This is a genomic window from Mesorhizobium sp. M0514 (assembly GCF_040321145.1).
Lineage (GTDB): Bacteria > Pseudomonadota > Alphaproteobacteria > Rhizobiales > Rhizobiaceae > Mesorhizobium.
On record NZ_JAMYQZ010000039.1, the window covers coordinates 39,094 to 55,675 of the forward strand.

At 63.8% G+C, this 16,582-nt stretch carries 16 protein-coding genes; 13 read left to right on the forward strand and 3 right to left on the reverse strand.

The features are described from left to right. Positions 1-72 precede the first annotated feature (72 nt). Positions 73-810 carry a 3-oxoacyl-[acyl-carrier-protein] reductase gene (gene fabG / locus NKI61_RS17575; RefSeq protein ID WP_352497165.1) on the reverse strand — a complete coding sequence of 246 codons (738 nt, stop codon included), beginning with the start codon at positions 808-810 and terminating at the stop codon, positions 73-75. A 60-nt stretch (positions 811-870) separates the two neighbouring features. Beyond that, entirely contained in the window at positions 871-1,818 is a 948-nt protein-coding gene (fabD, locus tag NKI61_RS17580; RefSeq protein ID WP_023805665.1) for an ACP S-malonyltransferase, read from the reverse strand. A 277-nt stretch (positions 1,819-2,095) separates the two neighbouring features. Between fabD and NKI61_RS17585 the strand changes: the two genes are divergently transcribed. From NKI61_RS17585 to NKI61_RS17645, 13 genes are all read left to right on the forward strand, one after another. Next, positions 2,096-4,024, forward strand: a complete 1,929-nt coding sequence (locus NKI61_RS17585; RefSeq protein WP_352840159.1) for an LTA synthase family protein — start codon at positions 2,096-2,098, stop codon at positions 4,022-4,024. A gap of 311 nt (positions 4,025-4,335) precedes the next feature. Next, positions 4,336-4,836 (forward strand): 30S ribosomal protein S6, encoded by a 501-nt coding sequence (gene rpsF, locus NKI61_RS17590; RefSeq protein WP_023672722.1) that lies wholly within the window; start codon positions 4,336-4,338, stop codon positions 4,834-4,836. After that, positions 4,836-5,084 (forward strand): 30S ribosomal protein S18, encoded by a 249-nt coding sequence (rpsR, locus tag NKI61_RS17595; protein WP_006203718.1) that lies wholly within the window; start codon positions 4,836-4,838, stop codon positions 5,082-5,084. The genes rpsF and rpsR overlap by 1 nt, the downstream gene beginning before the upstream one ends. A 265-nt stretch (positions 5,085-5,349) precedes the next feature. Beyond that, positions 5,350-5,937 carry a 50S ribosomal protein L9 gene (gene rplI / locus NKI61_RS17600; protein WP_023672721.1) on the forward strand — a complete coding sequence of 196 codons (588 nt, stop codon included), beginning with the start codon at positions 5,350-5,352 and terminating at the stop codon, positions 5,935-5,937. Between the two features lie 186 nt (positions 5,938-6,123). Continuing rightward, positions 6,124-7,473 carry a cyclopropane fatty acid synthase gene (locus NKI61_RS17605; protein WP_023672720.1) on the forward strand — a complete coding sequence of 450 codons (1,350 nt, stop codon included), beginning with the start codon at positions 6,124-6,126 and terminating at the stop codon, positions 7,471-7,473. A 157-nt stretch (positions 7,474-7,630) separates the two neighbouring features. Then, positions 7,631-8,608, forward strand: a complete 978-nt coding sequence (locus NKI61_RS17610; protein WP_023738601.1) for a small ribosomal subunit Rsm22 family protein — start codon at positions 7,631-7,633, stop codon at positions 8,606-8,608. 222 nt (positions 8,609-8,830) lie between these two features. Beyond that, complete coding sequence (locus NKI61_RS17615; protein ID WP_023731144.1) at positions 8,831-10,324, forward strand: replicative DNA helicase; 1,494 nt, start codon at positions 8,831-8,833, stop codon at positions 10,322-10,324. A 230-nt stretch (positions 10,325-10,554) separates the two neighbouring features. Further along, positions 10,555-11,958: a DNA repair protein RadA gene (radA, locus tag NKI61_RS17620; RefSeq protein WP_023672716.1), complete on the forward strand. Its 1,404-nt coding sequence runs from the start codon at positions 10,555-10,557 to the stop codon at positions 11,956-11,958. 50 nt (positions 11,959-12,008) lie between these two features. Then, positions 12,009-12,674 (forward strand): CvpA family protein, encoded by a 666-nt coding sequence (locus tag NKI61_RS17625; RefSeq protein WP_023672715.1) that lies wholly within the window; start codon positions 12,009-12,011, stop codon positions 12,672-12,674. 108 nt (positions 12,675-12,782) lie between these two features. Further along, positions 12,783-14,264: an amidophosphoribosyltransferase gene (gene purF / locus NKI61_RS17630; RefSeq protein ID WP_352840160.1), complete on the forward strand. Its 1,482-nt coding sequence runs from the start codon at positions 12,783-12,785 to the stop codon at positions 14,262-14,264. 30 nt (positions 14,265-14,294) lie between these two features. After that, positions 14,295-15,050: an SDR family NAD(P)-dependent oxidoreductase gene (locus NKI61_RS17635; protein WP_023824144.1), complete on the forward strand. Its 756-nt coding sequence runs from the start codon at positions 14,295-14,297 to the stop codon at positions 15,048-15,050. Between the two features lie 77 nt (positions 15,051-15,127). Further along, the gene (locus NKI61_RS17640) at positions 15,128-15,757 is read left to right on the forward strand and encodes a hypothetical protein (RefSeq protein WP_352840161.1); all 630 of its coding nucleotides are present in this window, start codon (positions 15,128-15,130) and stop codon (positions 15,755-15,757) included. Between the two features lie 138 nt (positions 15,758-15,895). Continuing rightward, positions 15,896-16,117 (forward strand): hypothetical protein, encoded by a 222-nt coding sequence (locus tag NKI61_RS17645; RefSeq protein WP_023689120.1) that lies wholly within the window; start codon positions 15,896-15,898, stop codon positions 16,115-16,117. 222 nt (positions 16,118-16,339) lie between these two features. On the opposite strand, the gene NKI61_RS17650 is transcribed toward NKI61_RS17645, so the two are convergent. Then, positions 16,340-16,582, reverse strand: a 243-nt coding sequence (locus NKI61_RS17650) for an OsmC family protein (protein ID WP_352840162.1), incomplete at its 5' end; no start/stop codon positions are given.

Sequence of the window (16,582 nt, forward strand, 5' to 3'; positions counted from 1 at the left end):
GGCCGAGGTCCAAGGCGAAATGGTCTCTTTTCACAAGCCGGCCATGTCTTCTTATCACCCGACAATATCCCGTCAGATCATGGCCATGCCGCCGTTGACATGGATGGTCTGGCCGGTGACGTAGGCTGCCTCGTTGGAGGCGAGATAGGCGACGGCCGACGCCACTTCAACACTCGTGCCCATGCGGCGCGTCGGGATCGCGGCCATTACCGCGTCTTTCTGCTTGTCGTTGAGCTTGTCGGTCATGGCCGATTCGATAAAGCCCGGGGCGACGCAGTTGACAGTGATGTTGCGGGTGGCGATCTCCTGCGCCAGCGACTTGGAAAAGCCGATCATGCCGGCCTTGGAGGCGCAATAATTGGTCTGGCCAGGATTGCCGGTGACGCCCACCACCGAGGTGATGTTGATGATGCGGCCATGGCGGCGGCGCATCATCGGATGGGTCAGCTCGCGGGTCAGCCGGAACACGGCGGTGAGGTTCACCTCCAGCACGCTGTCCCAATCCGCGTCCGCCATGCGCACGAACAGGCCGTCCTTGGTGATGCCGGCATTGTTGACCAGTATGTCGACGCCTTCGAGTTCGGCTTCGGCCTTCTGGCCAAGCGCCTTGACCTCGTCACGGTCGGCAAGATTGGCCGGGAACAGCTTTACCCGGTCGCCGAGTTCGCCGGCCAGGGTCTCCAGTTTCTCGATGCGGGTGCCGTGCAGGCCGACAATGGCGCCTTGCGCATGCAGCACCCGGACAATCGCCTCGCCAATGCCGCCCGATGCGCCGGTGACGAGCGCCTTGCGGCCGGTCAGTTCGAACATTTTCGTCTCCTGATCTTAAGAGAACACCCTTCCCACGGGAGAGGTTGAATCGCCAGTGGATTATGCAAGCGCGGCCAGCGCCGCCTCGACTTCGGCCGGCGTGCCGACGGCCGATGTGGTGATGTCGCGGCTGATCCGCCGCGCCAGGCCGGAAAGCACCTTGCCGGCGCCGATCTCAAAGAGCGTGGCGACGCCATTGGCGCCGAACCACTCCACCGTTTCGCGCCAGCGCACGCGGCCGGTGATCTGCTCGACCAGGCGGCGCGCGATCTCGTCGGGGTCGCGGGTCGGGGCTACAGTGACGTTGGAGACGACGGGCACGACCGGTGCATTCTTGGTCACGCCCGCCAGCGCCTCGCGCATGACATCGGCCGCCGGCGCCATCAGCGCCGAATGGAAGGGTGCGGAGACCTGCAGCATCAGCGCCCGCTTGGCGCCCTTTTCGGTGCACAGTTTCGCGGCGAGTTCCACCGCCGCCCTGGCGCCGGAGATCACCAGCTGGCCGCCGCCATTGTCGTTGGCGATCTGGCAGACCTGGCCGGATCCCGTTGCGGCCTCGGTGCAAGCGGCTTCGACGTCGGGCTGTTCCAGTCCGATGATCGCCGCCATGGCGCCCTCGCCGGCCGGCACCGCCGCCTGCATGGCGTTGCCGCGGATGCGCAGCAGCCGGGCAGCATCGGCGACCGAAACGAAACCGGCCGCGGCAAGGGCGGAATATTCGCCGAGCGAATGACCGGCAACGTAGGCAACCTTGTCCTTCAGCGAAAAGCCGCGCGCTTCCAGCGAGCGGATTCCCGCCAGCGAGACCGCCATCAGCGCCGGCTGGGCATTGGCAGTCAGGGTCAGCGCCTCTTCCGGGCCTTCCCAGATCAGTTTCGACAGCTTTTCGCCCAACGCATCATCGACTTCCTCGAACACCCTGCGTGCCTCGGGGAAGGCGTCGGCGAGGTCCTTGCCCATGCCGACAGCCTGACTGCCCTGTCCCGGAAAGGTGAATGCGACGGCCATTTGGGCGCTCTCCAGCGGCTGATTTTTCCTGCCTGTGACGCAAGGCGGACCGTCAAGTCAAGCCCGGAGGCGGCATTTCCGCTCTCGCTTGAACCGGAGCTGACCTCGAGTCCCTGTTCCCAAAGGCTTTTTGCCGATCACACCTGATGAAAACCGCTCACGAATCGTTTGCTGGCTCTTCTTATTTTCGCCACAGGCGCTAGCTTTTGCATGACAGTTCTATGACAGAACGGTGGCGCGAGTGGAAATACGCGTTGCTTGGGCCGGGGGAAGAGACGTGGCTAGGATCAGGAAGGGCGCGGCCGTACCCGCGCCACAGTTCTTGGAAGACGATCCGTCCACCGGCTACCTGCCGGGGCGCAGATGGCCGGTCATCCGCTACGGTCTGGTCACGCTGCTTGCCTCCGCCATCCTGGTGTTCGCCATCGAATGGATCGTGCGCGGCGACTTCTTCGGCACAGTCGACTTCTTCCTGCAGCCATTCAAGCCGGGCTGGACCACCATCATTGTCTTTGCATTGGTGCTGATGGGACTGGACGCCGTGTTTGGCCGCAGTCACCAGAGCCTGATGATCGTGGCGCCGCTGACGCTGGCGCTGGCCTTTGTGGGGCATCAGAAGTCGCATTATCTCGGCGATCCGCTCTACCCAACCGATTTTCTTTATTCGCGCCAGATCATGGCACTGATGCCGCTCCTGGTGCGCGAGCGGCCCTGGACGGCGCTCGCCATGGCGGTCGGCATCGTCGCCGGCCTGTCGCTGCTGATCTATGGCTGGCGGTTGTGGCGCCGCAAGGTTCCGATCCTCAGCCGCAAAGGGCGGCTGGCGCGGCTGACGCTGGCAGTGCCGCTGCTCGCCTTCTTCGTCTCAATCATGGACTACGCCACCTTCTCGTGGACCCGCGACCGGCTGCAGATCATCCCGATCATGTGGGACCAGAAGGAGAACTACGCCTCCAACGGGTTTGCGCTGGCCTTCGCGCTCAACGTGCCGATGGCGCATGTCTCGGCGCCGGCGGGCTATTCCGACAAGGCGATCGACGCGATCGACAGGCCTGCTGTGGCGGCCTCGGTACCGGATGAGAAACCCGACATCATCGTGGTGATGAGCGAATCTTTCTGGGATCCGACCAAGCTGCCCGGCGTCACAATCACGCCTGACCCGATCCCCAATGTGCGGGCGCTGCGTTCCGGCTATATGTTTTCGCCGGAATTCGGCGGCATGACCGCCAACATCGAATTCGAGGCGCTGACCGGCTTTTCCAATGCCTTCCTGCCGGCGGGCTCGATCCCCTACCAGCAATATGTGCGCACGCCGACGCCGTCGCTGGCGACCTTCCTGAAAAGCGAGGGCTACCGGGCGCGCGCCATCCATCCGGGCACCAACTGGTTCTGGAACAGAGGCGCCGTCTATGCCGATTTCGGTTTCAACGATTTCCGCTCGGAAGAGACGCTGCCGCCACTGGAAAAGCGCGGGCCGCTGGCTTCCGATGCCTCGATGACCGACGAGATCATCGCAGAGGCCGACGCCAGCGAGCGGCCGGTGTTCTTCTTCGCCGTCAGCCTGCAGAACCACGGTCCCTACGAGCCGTACCGCTATTACAATCCGACCCACAAGGTCGCGGCACCGATCAGCACATGGGCGCGGGAATCGCTGCTCAGCTACGCCGAAGGCTCCGCCGATGCCGACCGTGGCCTCGAACGATTGATCGAATGGGCGAAGAAGCGCGAGCGGCCGACGGTCATCGCCTTCTTCGGCGACCATCTGCCGCCGCTCGGCCCCGTCTATGTCGAAACCGGTTACCTGAAGGACAATGTCGCGCCGCGCAAGGAACCGACGCCGGAGGCGGCACTGGAGCATCATCAGACGCCGCTGGTCATCTGGTCTAACCGCACCGGTCCGGCGCAGGATATGGGCGCGGTGAGCCCGGCCTTCCTGCCCTACCATATCCTTACCACGGCCGGGATCACGCACCCCTACTATACCGGCTTCCTGGGCGCGCTGCGCGAACGCTATCGCGTCGTGGATCGCAATCTGCTTCTGACACCGTCAGGTGAGGCCACGGCGGACTGGGCGCGGCAGAAGGACATCGATCCGGCGATCAACGACTTCCGCCTGCTGCAATACGATATGATGTTCGGCAAGCGTAAGGCGGCTCCGGACTTCTTCCCCGAAACGATCAACGGTCGTACCCCGCATACGAGTTGATGCCTGGTCTTTTCCAACCCTGCGACGCCAGGACGCTGTCCGGAGCATGCGTTACCCTTGCCTTCCAGCCAAATTGCTATATAGACGCCCGCAATCTGCCGGTCCTTGCTGGGGGCTGAACGGAGGGCCGGAGGTTTTATCCAAAACCTTCGTGTGAAGCCAGAAGCGCTTCCGCCTCCCGTGTCTCCGCTCTCGACCGTCTCGAAATGCTCCTTTCTTCCTCGCCCCCTCGGGACCAGCGGGTCAGAGAAGTTGCAGAGGCTTTTGCCGCGAGGATCCGGGAGAGAAACGAAGAAAGGCACTGAACCACTATGGCTCTATACGAACATGTGTTCCTTGCCCGGCAGGACCTCTCGCAGCAGCAGGTCGATGCGCTTGTCGAACAGTACAAGGGCGTCATCTCCGCAAATGGCGGGTCCGTCGGCCGGGTCGAGAACTGGGGACTGAAGTCCCTCACCTACCGGGTCAACAAGAACCGGAAGGCTTACTACACGCTTATGGACCTCAACTGCCCGCCGGCAGCGCTCAACGAGATGGAGCGCCAGATGGGCCTGTCCGAGGACGTGCTGCGTTTCCTGACCGTCAAGGTCGAGGCGCATGAGGAAGGCCCGTCGGCCATGATGCAGAAGCGCGAAGAGCGCTCGGAACGCGGCGGCTTCGGCGACCGCGACCGTGGCGATCGTGGTCCGCGCTCGTTCGGCGACCGTGATCGCGGCGACCGTGGCGATCGTCCGCCGCGCTCATTTGGCGATGCCGGTGGCGATCGTGGTCCGCGCCGTCCGCGCGAAGGCGTTGAAGGAGGTGCAGAATAATGGTCGACATCAATCAGATCCCGACCCGGCGCCCGTTCCATCGCCGCCGCAAGACCTGCCCGTTCTCCGGCGCCAACGCGCCCAAGATCGACTACAAGGACGTGCGTCTTCTGCAGCGCTACATTTCCGAGCGCGGCAAGATCGTGCCGTCGCGCATCACCGCCGTCAGCCAGAAGAAGCAGCGCGAACTCGCCAAGGCGATCAAGCGCGCCCGCTTCCTCGGCCTGCTGCCCTACGTGGTTCGCTAAGATCTCCGAAGCAGGCGGTTCGCCGCCTGCTTCCTTCTCCCACGGCGACGGGCGCCCAGGGGTAATTTGATGATGCATGTCGTTGTCCCAAAACCGGGACCACTCTTGGCGACGTGCATTGAAATCCCGAGTTGAGGTGAAAAGCCTCTAACTGCCGCGACAGGCAGGACAGCGACACCGGCGCAAAGGCGCTCAGAGCTTCCTGACCTGTTCCATTCAATTCGGCGCCGATCCCGCGGTCGGTGCCAGACGAAGGAACAAGACCATGCAAGTGATTCTTCTCGAACGCGTTTCCCGCCTCGGCCAGATGGGCGATACCGTCAAGGTCAAGGACGGCTTTGCCCGCAACTTCCTCTTGCCGCAGGGCAAGGCGCTGCGCGCCAACGAAGCCAACAAGAAGAAGTTCGAAGGACAGCGCGCGCAGCTCGAAGCCCGCAACCTCGAGCGCAAGTCGGAAGCCAGCCAGGTTGCCGAAAAGCTCGACGGCAAGAGCTTCATCGCCGTACGTTCGGCCGGCGAGACCGGCCAGCTCTACGGTTCGGTGTCGACCCGCGACATCGCCGACCTGCTGACCGCCGAAGGGTTCTCGGTCAACCGCAACCAGATCCAGCTCAACCAGCCGATCAAGACCATCGGCGTCACCAATGTGGCGATTGCGCTGCATCCGGAAGTCGAGGTCACCATCAGCCTCAACATCGCCCGCACGGCCGACGAAGCCGAGCGCCAGGCCAAGGGCGAGACGCTGACCACCGCCGAAGCCATCTATGGCGATGACATCAACGACAACGCACGGCCGGAGAACTTCTTCGACCCGAACACCGAGTTCGAAGGCGGCGAAGAAGACAACGCCTGATCCCGCACGGGGCGTGATCGGGAAGCGAGGGGAGCAGCGCTCCAATCACTTCCTCGTCATCCAGCCTTTCTGGACCAATGCCCGGGCCTCTCGCCCGGGCATTTTTGGGCCAAATGGAACTTTTCGAACCCCTATATATTGTTGCAGAATTGGTCCGCCAGTCTGACCGTGAGGGGACATTTGGTGATGAATATTCTGTTGAAACGCGTTCTCGACCGCCTGGTGCGTACGGGCAATCTGAAAGTCACCGGCCCGAAGGGCTCGACAGTGGTTTTCGGCGACGGCAGCGGCGAGCCGGTGCATATGCACATCAAGACCGCGCATGCCGAGCGCGCCATTACCTTCGATCCGATGCTGGCCGTGCCGGAAGCCTATATGGACGGCGAACTCGACATCATCGAGGGCGGCGTACTGGGTATGATGCGCATCGCCTTCCAGAACATGGGCAGTGGCGGTATCGACGCCACCTGGTCGAAGGCCATCGAGGGTCTGCGCCACGCCTTTCGCCGCCTGCAGCAGATCAACACCGCATCACGGGCGCGCCGCAACGTGCAGCGCCACTATGATTTGTCGGGTGACCTCTACCGGCTCTTCCTCGACGACGACATGCAGTATTCCTGCGCCTACTTCGAACAGCCGGACATGACGCTCGACGAGGCGCAGATGGCCAAGAAACGCCATATCGCCGCCAAGCTCAGGCTGAAGGCCGGCCAGACCGTGCTCGATATCGGCTCCGGCTGGGGTGGGCTCGGCCTCTATCTCGCCAAGGCTTTCGATGTCGACGTGCAAGGCGTGACGCTGTCGACCGAGCAGCACGGCGTCGCCACCGACCGGGCGCATGCGCAAGGCTTGCAGGACCGCGTGCATTTCGATCTCAAGGACTACCGCGAACTCAACGAACGCTTCGACCGCATCGTCTCGGTCGGCATGTTCGAGCATGTCGGCGTCAACCACTTCCGCACCTTCTTCGACAAGTCGGCGACGCTGTTGAAGCCCGACGGCGTCATGCTCTTGCACACGATCGGCCGCTCCGGCGTGCCGTGGGCGACCAGCGCCTTTATCCGCAAGTACATTTTTCCGGGCGGCTACATTCCCTCGCTGTCGGAGGTGATGCCGGCGATCGAGAAGTCGGGGCTTGTGGTCACCGACATCGAGATTCTGCGGCTGCACTATGCCGATACGCTGAAGCATTGGGGCCAGCGCTTTGCCGCCAACCGCGACAAGGCCAAAGCCATCTACGACGAGCGCTTCTGCAGGATGTGGGAGTTCTATCTGGCGGCTTCGGAAGCCGCCTTCCGCTGGCAGGATCTGGTGATCTTCCAGATCCAGATCGCCAAGAAGAACGACACGCTGCCGATGACGCGCGACTACATGGCCAAATGTGAAAAGGCGCTCGAAATGCGCGAAATGGGGCATCGTCAGGAGGCGGCGGCCGCCGAGCCTGCTGTCGCCAGGTCTGTGCCTGCCAGGTCCGTTGCTGTCAGGTCCGTTGCGGCCAAGCCAGCGCGCCGTCGCAAGGTGGCGGATCGCGAATAACGCCTCGATTGCGATTGCCGCTTGCCATTGACGGCTCTGACACTGAAAAAGGTCTCGTTCTCGCGAGACCTTTTTTAATGACCTGCCTGCCCACCATCGCCACCACCCTTGTCGAGTTCGCCCGCGCCTCGGTGCTCGCGGCACGCGGAGCCTGAGCGTGGAACTCCCCGCCTCGCTGCGACAAGGCGTCGAGCGCCTGCTCGAAACGATACCGCTGGCGGTGCTGCGCCAGGCGGCGAAGACGCTGTCTGACCGCTACCGCGCCGAATTGCGCGACGGCCGCCTGCACATGGCCGAAGAGATGGCGGTAAAAGCCTATCTGGCGACGCGGCTGCCGGCGACCTACGCGGCGGTACGGGCCGGTCTCGACGAACTCGCCTATGCGCGGCCCGATTTCCAGCCAACGAGCTTGCTCGATGTCGGCGCCGGTCCTGGCACGGTGCTTTGGGCCACTACAGACCTGTGGCCCGACCTCGAAGAGGCGGTTCTGGTTGAAGCAAGCGCCGCGGTGCGCAAGGTTGGCCAGTCGCTCGCCCTTGATACCATCGCCACCAGGATGGACTGGCGCGCCGGCGACGTGACCATCGACCTTGCCGATCTCAAGCCTGCCGATCTGGTCACCTGCGCCTATGTGCTGGACGAGATCGCGCCGGCATCGCTGCCGAAGCTTGTCGGCCGGCTCTGGCAGTTGACCGGCGACACACTGCTGATCGTCGAGCCCGGCACACCGGCCGGCTGGCAGCGCATCCTGGCAGTGCGCAGGCAATTGCTGGAGGCCGGGGCGCATGTGCTGGCGCCTTGTCCGCATGAGGCGCCCTGCCCGCTTGAGCCCCCCGACTGGTGTCATTTTTCGCGCCGCGTCGCCCGCTCGCGCCTGCATCGCCTGGCCAAGGACGCCGACGTGCCGTGGGAGGACGAGAAATTCATCTACGTCGCGGCTTCGCGGCAACCCGCGCCTGCACGTCAGCCGCGCGTGATTGCGCCGCCGAAATCGGGCTCCGGCAAGGTGCTGCTCAAACTGTGCCAGCCGGATGGCGGCGCCGGCGAGACACTTTTCACCAAGCGCGAGGGCGAGTTGTTCAAGGCAGCGCGGCGGCTGGACTGGGGCGATACATTGGACGGAAGAAGCGGATAATCACCGAGATTGTTCTTGCTCTGTTCCAACGACTCGGATAAAAGTCAGCGCCTTTCTGAGTCAACCGGAATCGGGGCGCGGAAACACTCTTCTGTGGACGGTTTGCCGCCCCTGTGAACAAACGGGGCATCAAGGTTGATTGGTCGTGCGGTGATGCAGAAAGGTCAGCACCGATTTATCTCGTTCTGATATCGAGAAGCCGGGATCAAAATCGGGGACATCATGGCAGAGGCAGCGCGAAAATTCGGCGTGGCGGAGCAGCAACCGCTTTATCGTGAAGCGCCGAACAACATCGAGGCCGAACAGGCGCTGCTCGGCGCCATCCTCGTCAACAACGATGCCTTCTACCGCGTCTCCGACTTCCTCAAGGCCGGCCATTTCTACGAGCCGCTGCACCGGAAAATCTTCGAGGTCGCGGCCGAGCTCATCCGCATGGGCAAGGTGGCGACGCCGATCACGCTGAAAACCTTCCTGCCGGCCGACGAGAAGGTCGGCGACATGACGGTGGCGCAATATGTGGTTCGTCTGGCGGTCGAAGCCGTCACCGTCGTCAACGCCACAGACTATGGCCGCGCCATCTACGATCTGGCCACGCGCCGGGCACTGATCACCGTCGGCGAGGACATGGTCAACATCGCCTATGACGCGCCGGTCGACATGGCGCCGTCCGAACAGATCGAGGATGCCGAGCGGCGGCTGTTCGAACTGGCCGAAACCGGCCGCTACGACGGCGGCTTCGAGAGCTTCACCGACGCGGTCAAGACCGCCGTCGACATGGCCAACGCCGCCTATATGCGCGACGGCCATTTGTCGGGCCTCGCCACCGGCATGCGCGATCTCGACCGCCGCATGGGTGGCCTGCAGGCGTCGGATCTGATCATCATTGCCGGCCGTCCGGGCATGGGCAAGACATCGCTAGCCACCAACATCGCCTTCAACATCGCCGAGATGTATGAGCCGGCGCAACAGGCCGACGGCTCGTTCAAGGCAGCCAATGGCGGCGTCGTCGGCTTCTTCTCACTGGAAATGTCGTCCGAGCAGCTCGCCACCCGCATCATTTCCGAACAGACGGAAATTTCGTCGTCAAAAATCCGCCGCGGCGAGATTTCAGAGATGGATTTCGAAAAGCTGGTCGCCTGCTCGCAGACCATGCAGAAGATCCCGCTGTTCATCGACCAGACCGGCGGTATCTCGATCGCGCAGCTGTCGGCGCGGGCGCGGCGGCTGAAGCGTCAGCGCGGCCTCGACCTCATCGTCATCGACTATATCCAGCTGATGCAGGGGTCGAGCGCGAAATCGTCGCAGAACCGGGTGCAGGAAATCACCGAGATCACCACCGGCCTCAAGGCGCTGGCCAAGGAACTCTCCGTTCCGATCATCGCGCTGTCGCAGCTGTCGCGTCAGGTCGAAAGCCGCGAAGACAAGCGCCCGCAGCTGTCCGATCTTCGCGAATCCGGTTCGATCGAGCAGGACGCCGACGTGGTGATGTTCGTCTATCGCGAGGAATATTATCTGAAGAACCGCGAGCCGAAGCCCGGCACCGACGAGTACATCAAGTGGGAACACGAGATGAACGAGATGCGCGGCAAGGCCGAAGTCATCGTCGCCAAGCAGCGCCACGGCCCCACAGGTTCGGTCAGCCTCGCCTTCCAGGGCGAGTTCACACGGTTTTCCGACCTCGCCGAAGAGCATCATATTGCGGAGAGGTTCGAGTAGCTTTTTGGCCTACCGCAGCGCTCCATCACACCCCCCTCTGTCCTGCCGGACATCTCCCCCGCAAGGGGGGAGATCAGCAGCTTTGCGGACGACGCTCATCTTGCGACGTTGGCGATTGGCGAAAGCAGCGACGATAGCCAATCTCCCCCCTTGCGGGGGAGATGTCCGGCAGGACAGAGGGGGGTGTGCTGGATCACCCTCCTTCGGTCATTTGCAGGCAGCATCACTCCATGGCTAAATCGCGCGTCCAGTTCATCTGCCAGAATTGCGGGTCGGTGCATCAACGCTGGGCCGGCAAATGCGATGCCTGCGGCGAGTGGAACACACTCGTCGAGGAAGGCACGTCCGGCGGCATCGGCTCGGGACCGGCCAACACGCGCAATGCGCGCAAGGGCCGCGCCGTGGTGCTGACCAGCCTGTCCGGTGACATCGAGGATGCGCCGCGGATCATCTCCGGCATTGGCGAACTCGACCGCGCCACCGGCGGCGGTTTCGTGCGCGGCTCGGCGCTGCTGGTCGGCGGCGATCCCGGTATCGGCAAGTCGACGCTGCTCACCCAGGCCGCAGCAGCATTGGCGTCAAAAGGCCACCGCATCGTCTATGTCTCGGGCGAAGAGGCTGTCGCGCAGATCCGGCTGCGGGCGCAGCGGCTTGGCGTCGCCGACACGCCGGTCGAACTTGCCGCCGAGACCAATGTCGAGGATATCCTGGCAACAATAGCCGACGGCAGAAGGCCGGACCTCGTCATCCTCGATTCCATCCAGACGCTGTGGACCGACATGGCCGACTCGGCGCCCGGCACCGTCACCCAGGTGCGCGCCTCGGCGCAAGCGATGATCCGCTACGCCAAATCCACCGGTGCTGCCATCGTGCTGGTCGGCCATGTCACCAAGGAAGGCCAGATCGCCGGTCCGCGCGTCGTCGAGCACATGGTCGACGCCGTTCTCTATTTCGAAGGGGAAGGCGGCCATCACTACCGCATCCTGCGCACGGTGAAGAACCGTTTTGGGCCGACCGACGAGATCGGCGTCTTCGAGATGTCGGACAAGGGCTTGCGCGAGGTCGCCAATCCGTCGGAGCTGTTCCTCGGCGAACGCCACGCAAAATCGCCGGGTGCCGCGGTATTTGCCGGCATGGAAGGCACACGTCCGGTGCTGGTCGAGATCCAGGCACTGGTGGCGCCGTCCACATTGGGCACGCCGCGCCGTGCCGTCGTCGGCTGGGACGGCGCACGGCTGTCGATGATCCTTGCCGTGCTCGAAGCCCATTGCGGCGTGCGCTTCGGCACCCACGATGTCTACCTCAACGTCGCCGGCGGCTACCGGATTTCCGAGCCGGCGGCCGATCTGGCGGTTGCCGCTGCACTGGTTTCGTCGCTCACCGGTCTTGCCCTTCCCGCCGATTGCGTCTATTTCGGCGAAATCAGCCTGTCGGGCGCAGTGAGGCCGGTTGCGCATGCGCAGCAGCGTCTTAAAGAGGCCGAAAAGCTGGGTTTTGGAAGTGCGGTTCTGCCCTTGGGCAGCGAGGAGGTTGTCGGGGGGATCGGGGCCGGCGCTTTCCAGCCGACCGAACTTGCCGATCTCGTCGCACGCATAGCCGGCTCACGGCGCAGCCGTGTCGACGTGGAAGATTGACGCGGCTCGCCCGAGCCGTGAAAAGACAATCTGAGTGGGGCGAAAAAGACATGCCGATTACGCTGCTGGACGGAATTCTCGTCGGCTTCACCCTGGTCTCGGCGATGCTCGCCATGGTTCGCGGCCTGTCACGCGAAATCCTGTCCGTCGTGTCCTGGGCGGCTGCCGCCGCGGCGGCATTCTTCTTCTACAAGCCGGTACTACCTTACGTTCAGCCCTATGTCGAAAGCGACAAGATCGCCATGGCGGCATCCGCCGGCATCGTCTTCCTCATCGCGCTGATCGTCGTTTCCGTCATCACCATGAAGCTTGCCGACTGGATCATCGATTCCAGGATCGGCGCGCTCGACCGTACGCTGGGCTTCCTCTATGGCGCCGCGCGCGGCGTCCTCGTCGTCGCCGTGGCGCTGCTGTTCTTCAACTGGCTGGCCGGCGCCAAGGCCCCTGCCTGGATCGCCAACGCCAAGTCGAAGCCGCTGCTCGAGACCATCGGCGCCAAGCTGGAAAGCCTGCTGCCCGAAGATCCGGAAAACGCCATCCTGAAGAAGCTCAATCCGAATCAGCCGGCAGCCGAGACGCCTCCGGCGGCCGATGCGCCGGCGGCGGATGCTCCGGCAACCGGTGACGATACGCCGGCGCCCGACGACGAGACCGACGCTCCGGCCGATAACGCACCCGCGCCCGCTGCTCCGGCTCCGGCCGCGCCGGCAAACTGATACGGACGGATGGTGCCGGCCAGGCGCCATCCCGGCAGTTCCGGCCTGACTACGTTGCTTTCGAGGTGCTATCGCACTATATGGCCATTTTAGCGGAGCTTGAGCCCCATGGCAATTTCGAAGGCAGACGCGGACGACGTGCTTTCCGCCGAAGCAGACGATCATTTCCACGACGAATGCGGCGTGTTCGGCATTTTCGGCCGGCAGGACGCTGCGGCCATCGTCACGCTAGGCCTGCATGCGCTGCAGCATCGCGGCCAGGAAGCGGCCGGCATCGTCTCCTATGACGGCACGCAGTTCCATGTCGAACGCCATGTCGGCCTGATCGGCGACACCTTCACCAAGCAGCACGTCATCGACAGCCTGCAAGGCAACCGTGCCATCGGCCACACGCGCTATGCCACGACCGGCGGCGCCGGCATGCGCAACATCCAGCCTTTCTTCGCCGAACTCGCCGATGGCGGCTTCGCCGTCGCCCATAACGGCAATCTCACCAACGCCATGACCGTGCAGCGCGCGCTGCAGAAACAGGGCGCGATCTTCTCGTCGACCTCCGACACCGAGACGCTGCTGCATCTCGTTGCCACCAGCAAGGAACGCGATTTGAATTCGCGCTTCATCGACGCCGTGCGTCAGGTCCAAGGCGCTTTCTCGCTGGTCGCGATGACCTCCAAGAAGATGATCGGCTGCCGCGATCCGCTCGGCATCCGCCCGCTGGTGCTCGGCGACCTCGACGGCGCCTGGATCCTGGCCTCCGAAACCTGCGCGCTCGACATTATCGGCGCCCGCTTCGTGCGCGACCTGAAGCCCGGCGAAATGGTCGTGGTGACCTCGAAGGGCATCGAGAGCCTGTTCCCCTTCGAGCCGCAGAAGACCCGCTTCTGCATCTTCGAATATGTCTATTTCGCCCGCCCGGACTCCTCGGTCGAAGGCCGCAATGTCTACGAAGTGCGCAAGCGTATCGGCGCCGAATTGGCGCAGGAAAGCCCGGTCGAGGCCGATATCGTCGTGCCGGTGCCGGATTCCGGCACGCCGGCGGCAATCGGCTTTTCCCAGGCGGCAGGCATCCCCTTCGAACTCGGTATCATCCGCAACCACTATGTCGGCCGAACCTTCATCCAGCCCGGCGATTCGATCCGCCATATGGGCGTCAAGCTCAAGCACAACGCCAACCGCCGGATGATCGAGGGCAAGCGCGTGGTGTTGGTCGACGATTCAATCGTGCGCGGCACCACCAGCCAGAAAATCGTGCAGATGGTGCGCGATGCCGGCGCCAAGGAAGTGCATATGCGCATCGCCTCGCCGCCGACCAGCGCGTCGTGCTTCTACGGCGTCGACACGCCGGAGAAGTCGAAGCTTTTGGCATCGCGCATGTCGATCGAGGAAATGGCCGAGTTCATCCGTGTCGATTCGCTCGGCTTCCTCACCATTGACGGGCTCTACCGCGCCGTCGGCGAAGCCAGCCGCGACAATGAGCAGCCGCAATTCTGCGACGCCTGTTTCACCGGCCAGTACCCGACCCGCCTGCTCGACTTCGAAGGCCACGACAATGTGCGCACGCTGTCGCTGCTGGCGAACAACGGGGCGTAAAGCCCAACTGCTATCCTTGAAAGCGCTCGCATGACCCTCGACCTCTCCGGCCGCGTCGCGGTCGTTACCGGCGCCTCGCGCGGCATCGGCTACTTCATCGCCAGGGAACTTGCCGCCGCCGGCGCGCATGTCATTGCGGTTGCCCGGACCGTCGGCGGGCTGGAAGAACTCGATGACCAGATCAAGGCCGAGCGCGCGAAAACCGGCAAGGGCGAAGCGACGCTGGTGCCGCTCGACCTCTCAGACATGGCCGGCATCGACCGGCTGGGCGGGGCCATTCACCAGCGTTGGGGCAAGCTCGACATTCTGGTGGCCAATGCCGGCGTGCTCGGCGTCATCTCGCCGATCGGCCATGTCGAGGCCAAAACCTTCGAGAAGGTAATGACCATCAATGTCACCTCGACCTGGCGGCTGATCCGCTCGGTCGACCCGCTGCTCAGGCTGTCCGACGCCGGCCGCGCCATTCTCATGTCCTCCAGCTCCGCGCATTCGGCGCGCGCCTTCTGGGCGCCCTATGCGGCGTCGAAGGCGGCGGTGGAAGCCATGACGCGTTCCTGGGCGCATGAGACGCAGAGCCTGGCGCTCCGCATCAATGCCGTCGACCCCGGCGCCACCCGCACCGCCATGCGTGCACAGGCCGCGCCCGGCGAGGATCCGGAAACGCTGCCGCATCCCTCAGAGGTGGCAAAACGCATCGTGCCGCTGGCGAGCCCCGAGCTGAAAGAGACGGGGCTGATCTTCCAGGTCAAGAACAACCGCTTCGTCGCCTACCGGCAGCCGGAATAAACCGGGTTGTAGCGGGATTAAACAGGCCTCCAGTTACGTTTCTTCGAATGTAGGACATTCGAAACCGGAGGACCGACATGCGTAGACTTCTTCTCGTTGCCGCCGCCGCGATTGCCGCCACAGCCGGCGTGGCGCTGGCGCAAGACGCCAAGATGAGTTTCTTCGTCACCAGCGTCGGTTCCGGCAAGGGCGCCGATCTCGGCGGTCTCGAGGGCGCCGACGCGCATTGCGCCTCGCTGGCGGAAGCGGCTGGGGTTACCGGCAAGGAATGGCACGCCTATCTCTCGAGCGCCAATGTCGATGCGCGCGACCGCATCGGCAAGGGTCCCTGGGTCAACGCCAAGGGTGAGAAGATTGCCCATGACGTCGCCTCGCTGCACAGCGACGCCAACGCCATCACCAAGCAGACGGCGCTCAACGAAAAGGGCGAGGTGGTCAACGGCCGCGGCGACAAGCCGAACCGGCACGACATTTTGACCGGCTCGAAGCCCGACGGCACCAAGATCGCCGACCAGACCTGCGGCGACTGGACCTTGAGCGGGGTGGAGGGCGCGGCGATGATGGGCCATCACGACCGCACCGGCCTCGACGAGTCGGCGGCGGCGAAATCCTGGAACTCCTCGCATGCCTCGCGCGGCGGCTGCAGCCAGGAGGCGCTGAAAGGCACCGGCGGCGACGGCCTGTTCTACTGCTTTGCGGTGAACTGAAGGACGTCTGGGGGAGCGGTTCGTTCACGGGTCTGTGATGATCCGGCAGGTCCCTCGCCCCTCGCCCTGCTTTCGCCATCAGCCGGGAGTTGCTAGGGTCGACCCGACTCCGACACCCAGCAAAGCGAGGAATTTCCCATGGCTGCTCCCAGTGTAGCATTGGTCTGGTACCTGGTGATCGCCGGCCCGCAAGGCGGCATGGTGGTGCTGCCCAGCACCTTCGACACCCGCGAACAGTGCACAAACGCGATTACCGAGTACCAGAAGCAGCCGACGCCGGCCGGCTGGGCAGTGAACTGCGTGCCAAGCGCCTCGCCGTTCACGGATGAGGGTGATGCGGAAGAGCCGGCGGCGCAGTAGCGTCTAAGCTGCTGATCTCCCCCCAAGTGGGGAGATGGCCGGCAGGCCAGAGGGGGCGAAGGATCGCCAACCTTGGTGGCTTTCGATATCCCCTGACTTGAAAGTCATAGAGTTTGGCAGGCAGAAACTTGAGAGGCCGGCGGGACAGCGCCCCCCTCTGCCCTGCCGGGCATCTCCCCCACTTGGGGGGAGATTGGCAGCTTCAGCGGCGCGCACTCACCGTCAGTCCGGCTTGCTGTTGATGGTCTGGAAGACCACGCAATAGCGTTCCGTCAGCTTGATCAGCGCGTCGATGCGATCCTGCGGCTCATCCGTGTCGAGGTTGAAATTCAGCCGGATGGCGCGAAAGCCCACGGGGGCGTCCTTGGACACGCCCAGCGTGCCGCGAAAGTCGAGATCGCCTTGGGCCTCGACGGTGGCTGCGCCGAGTTTGAACTCTAGTGCGGTGGCCACCGCCTTCAACGT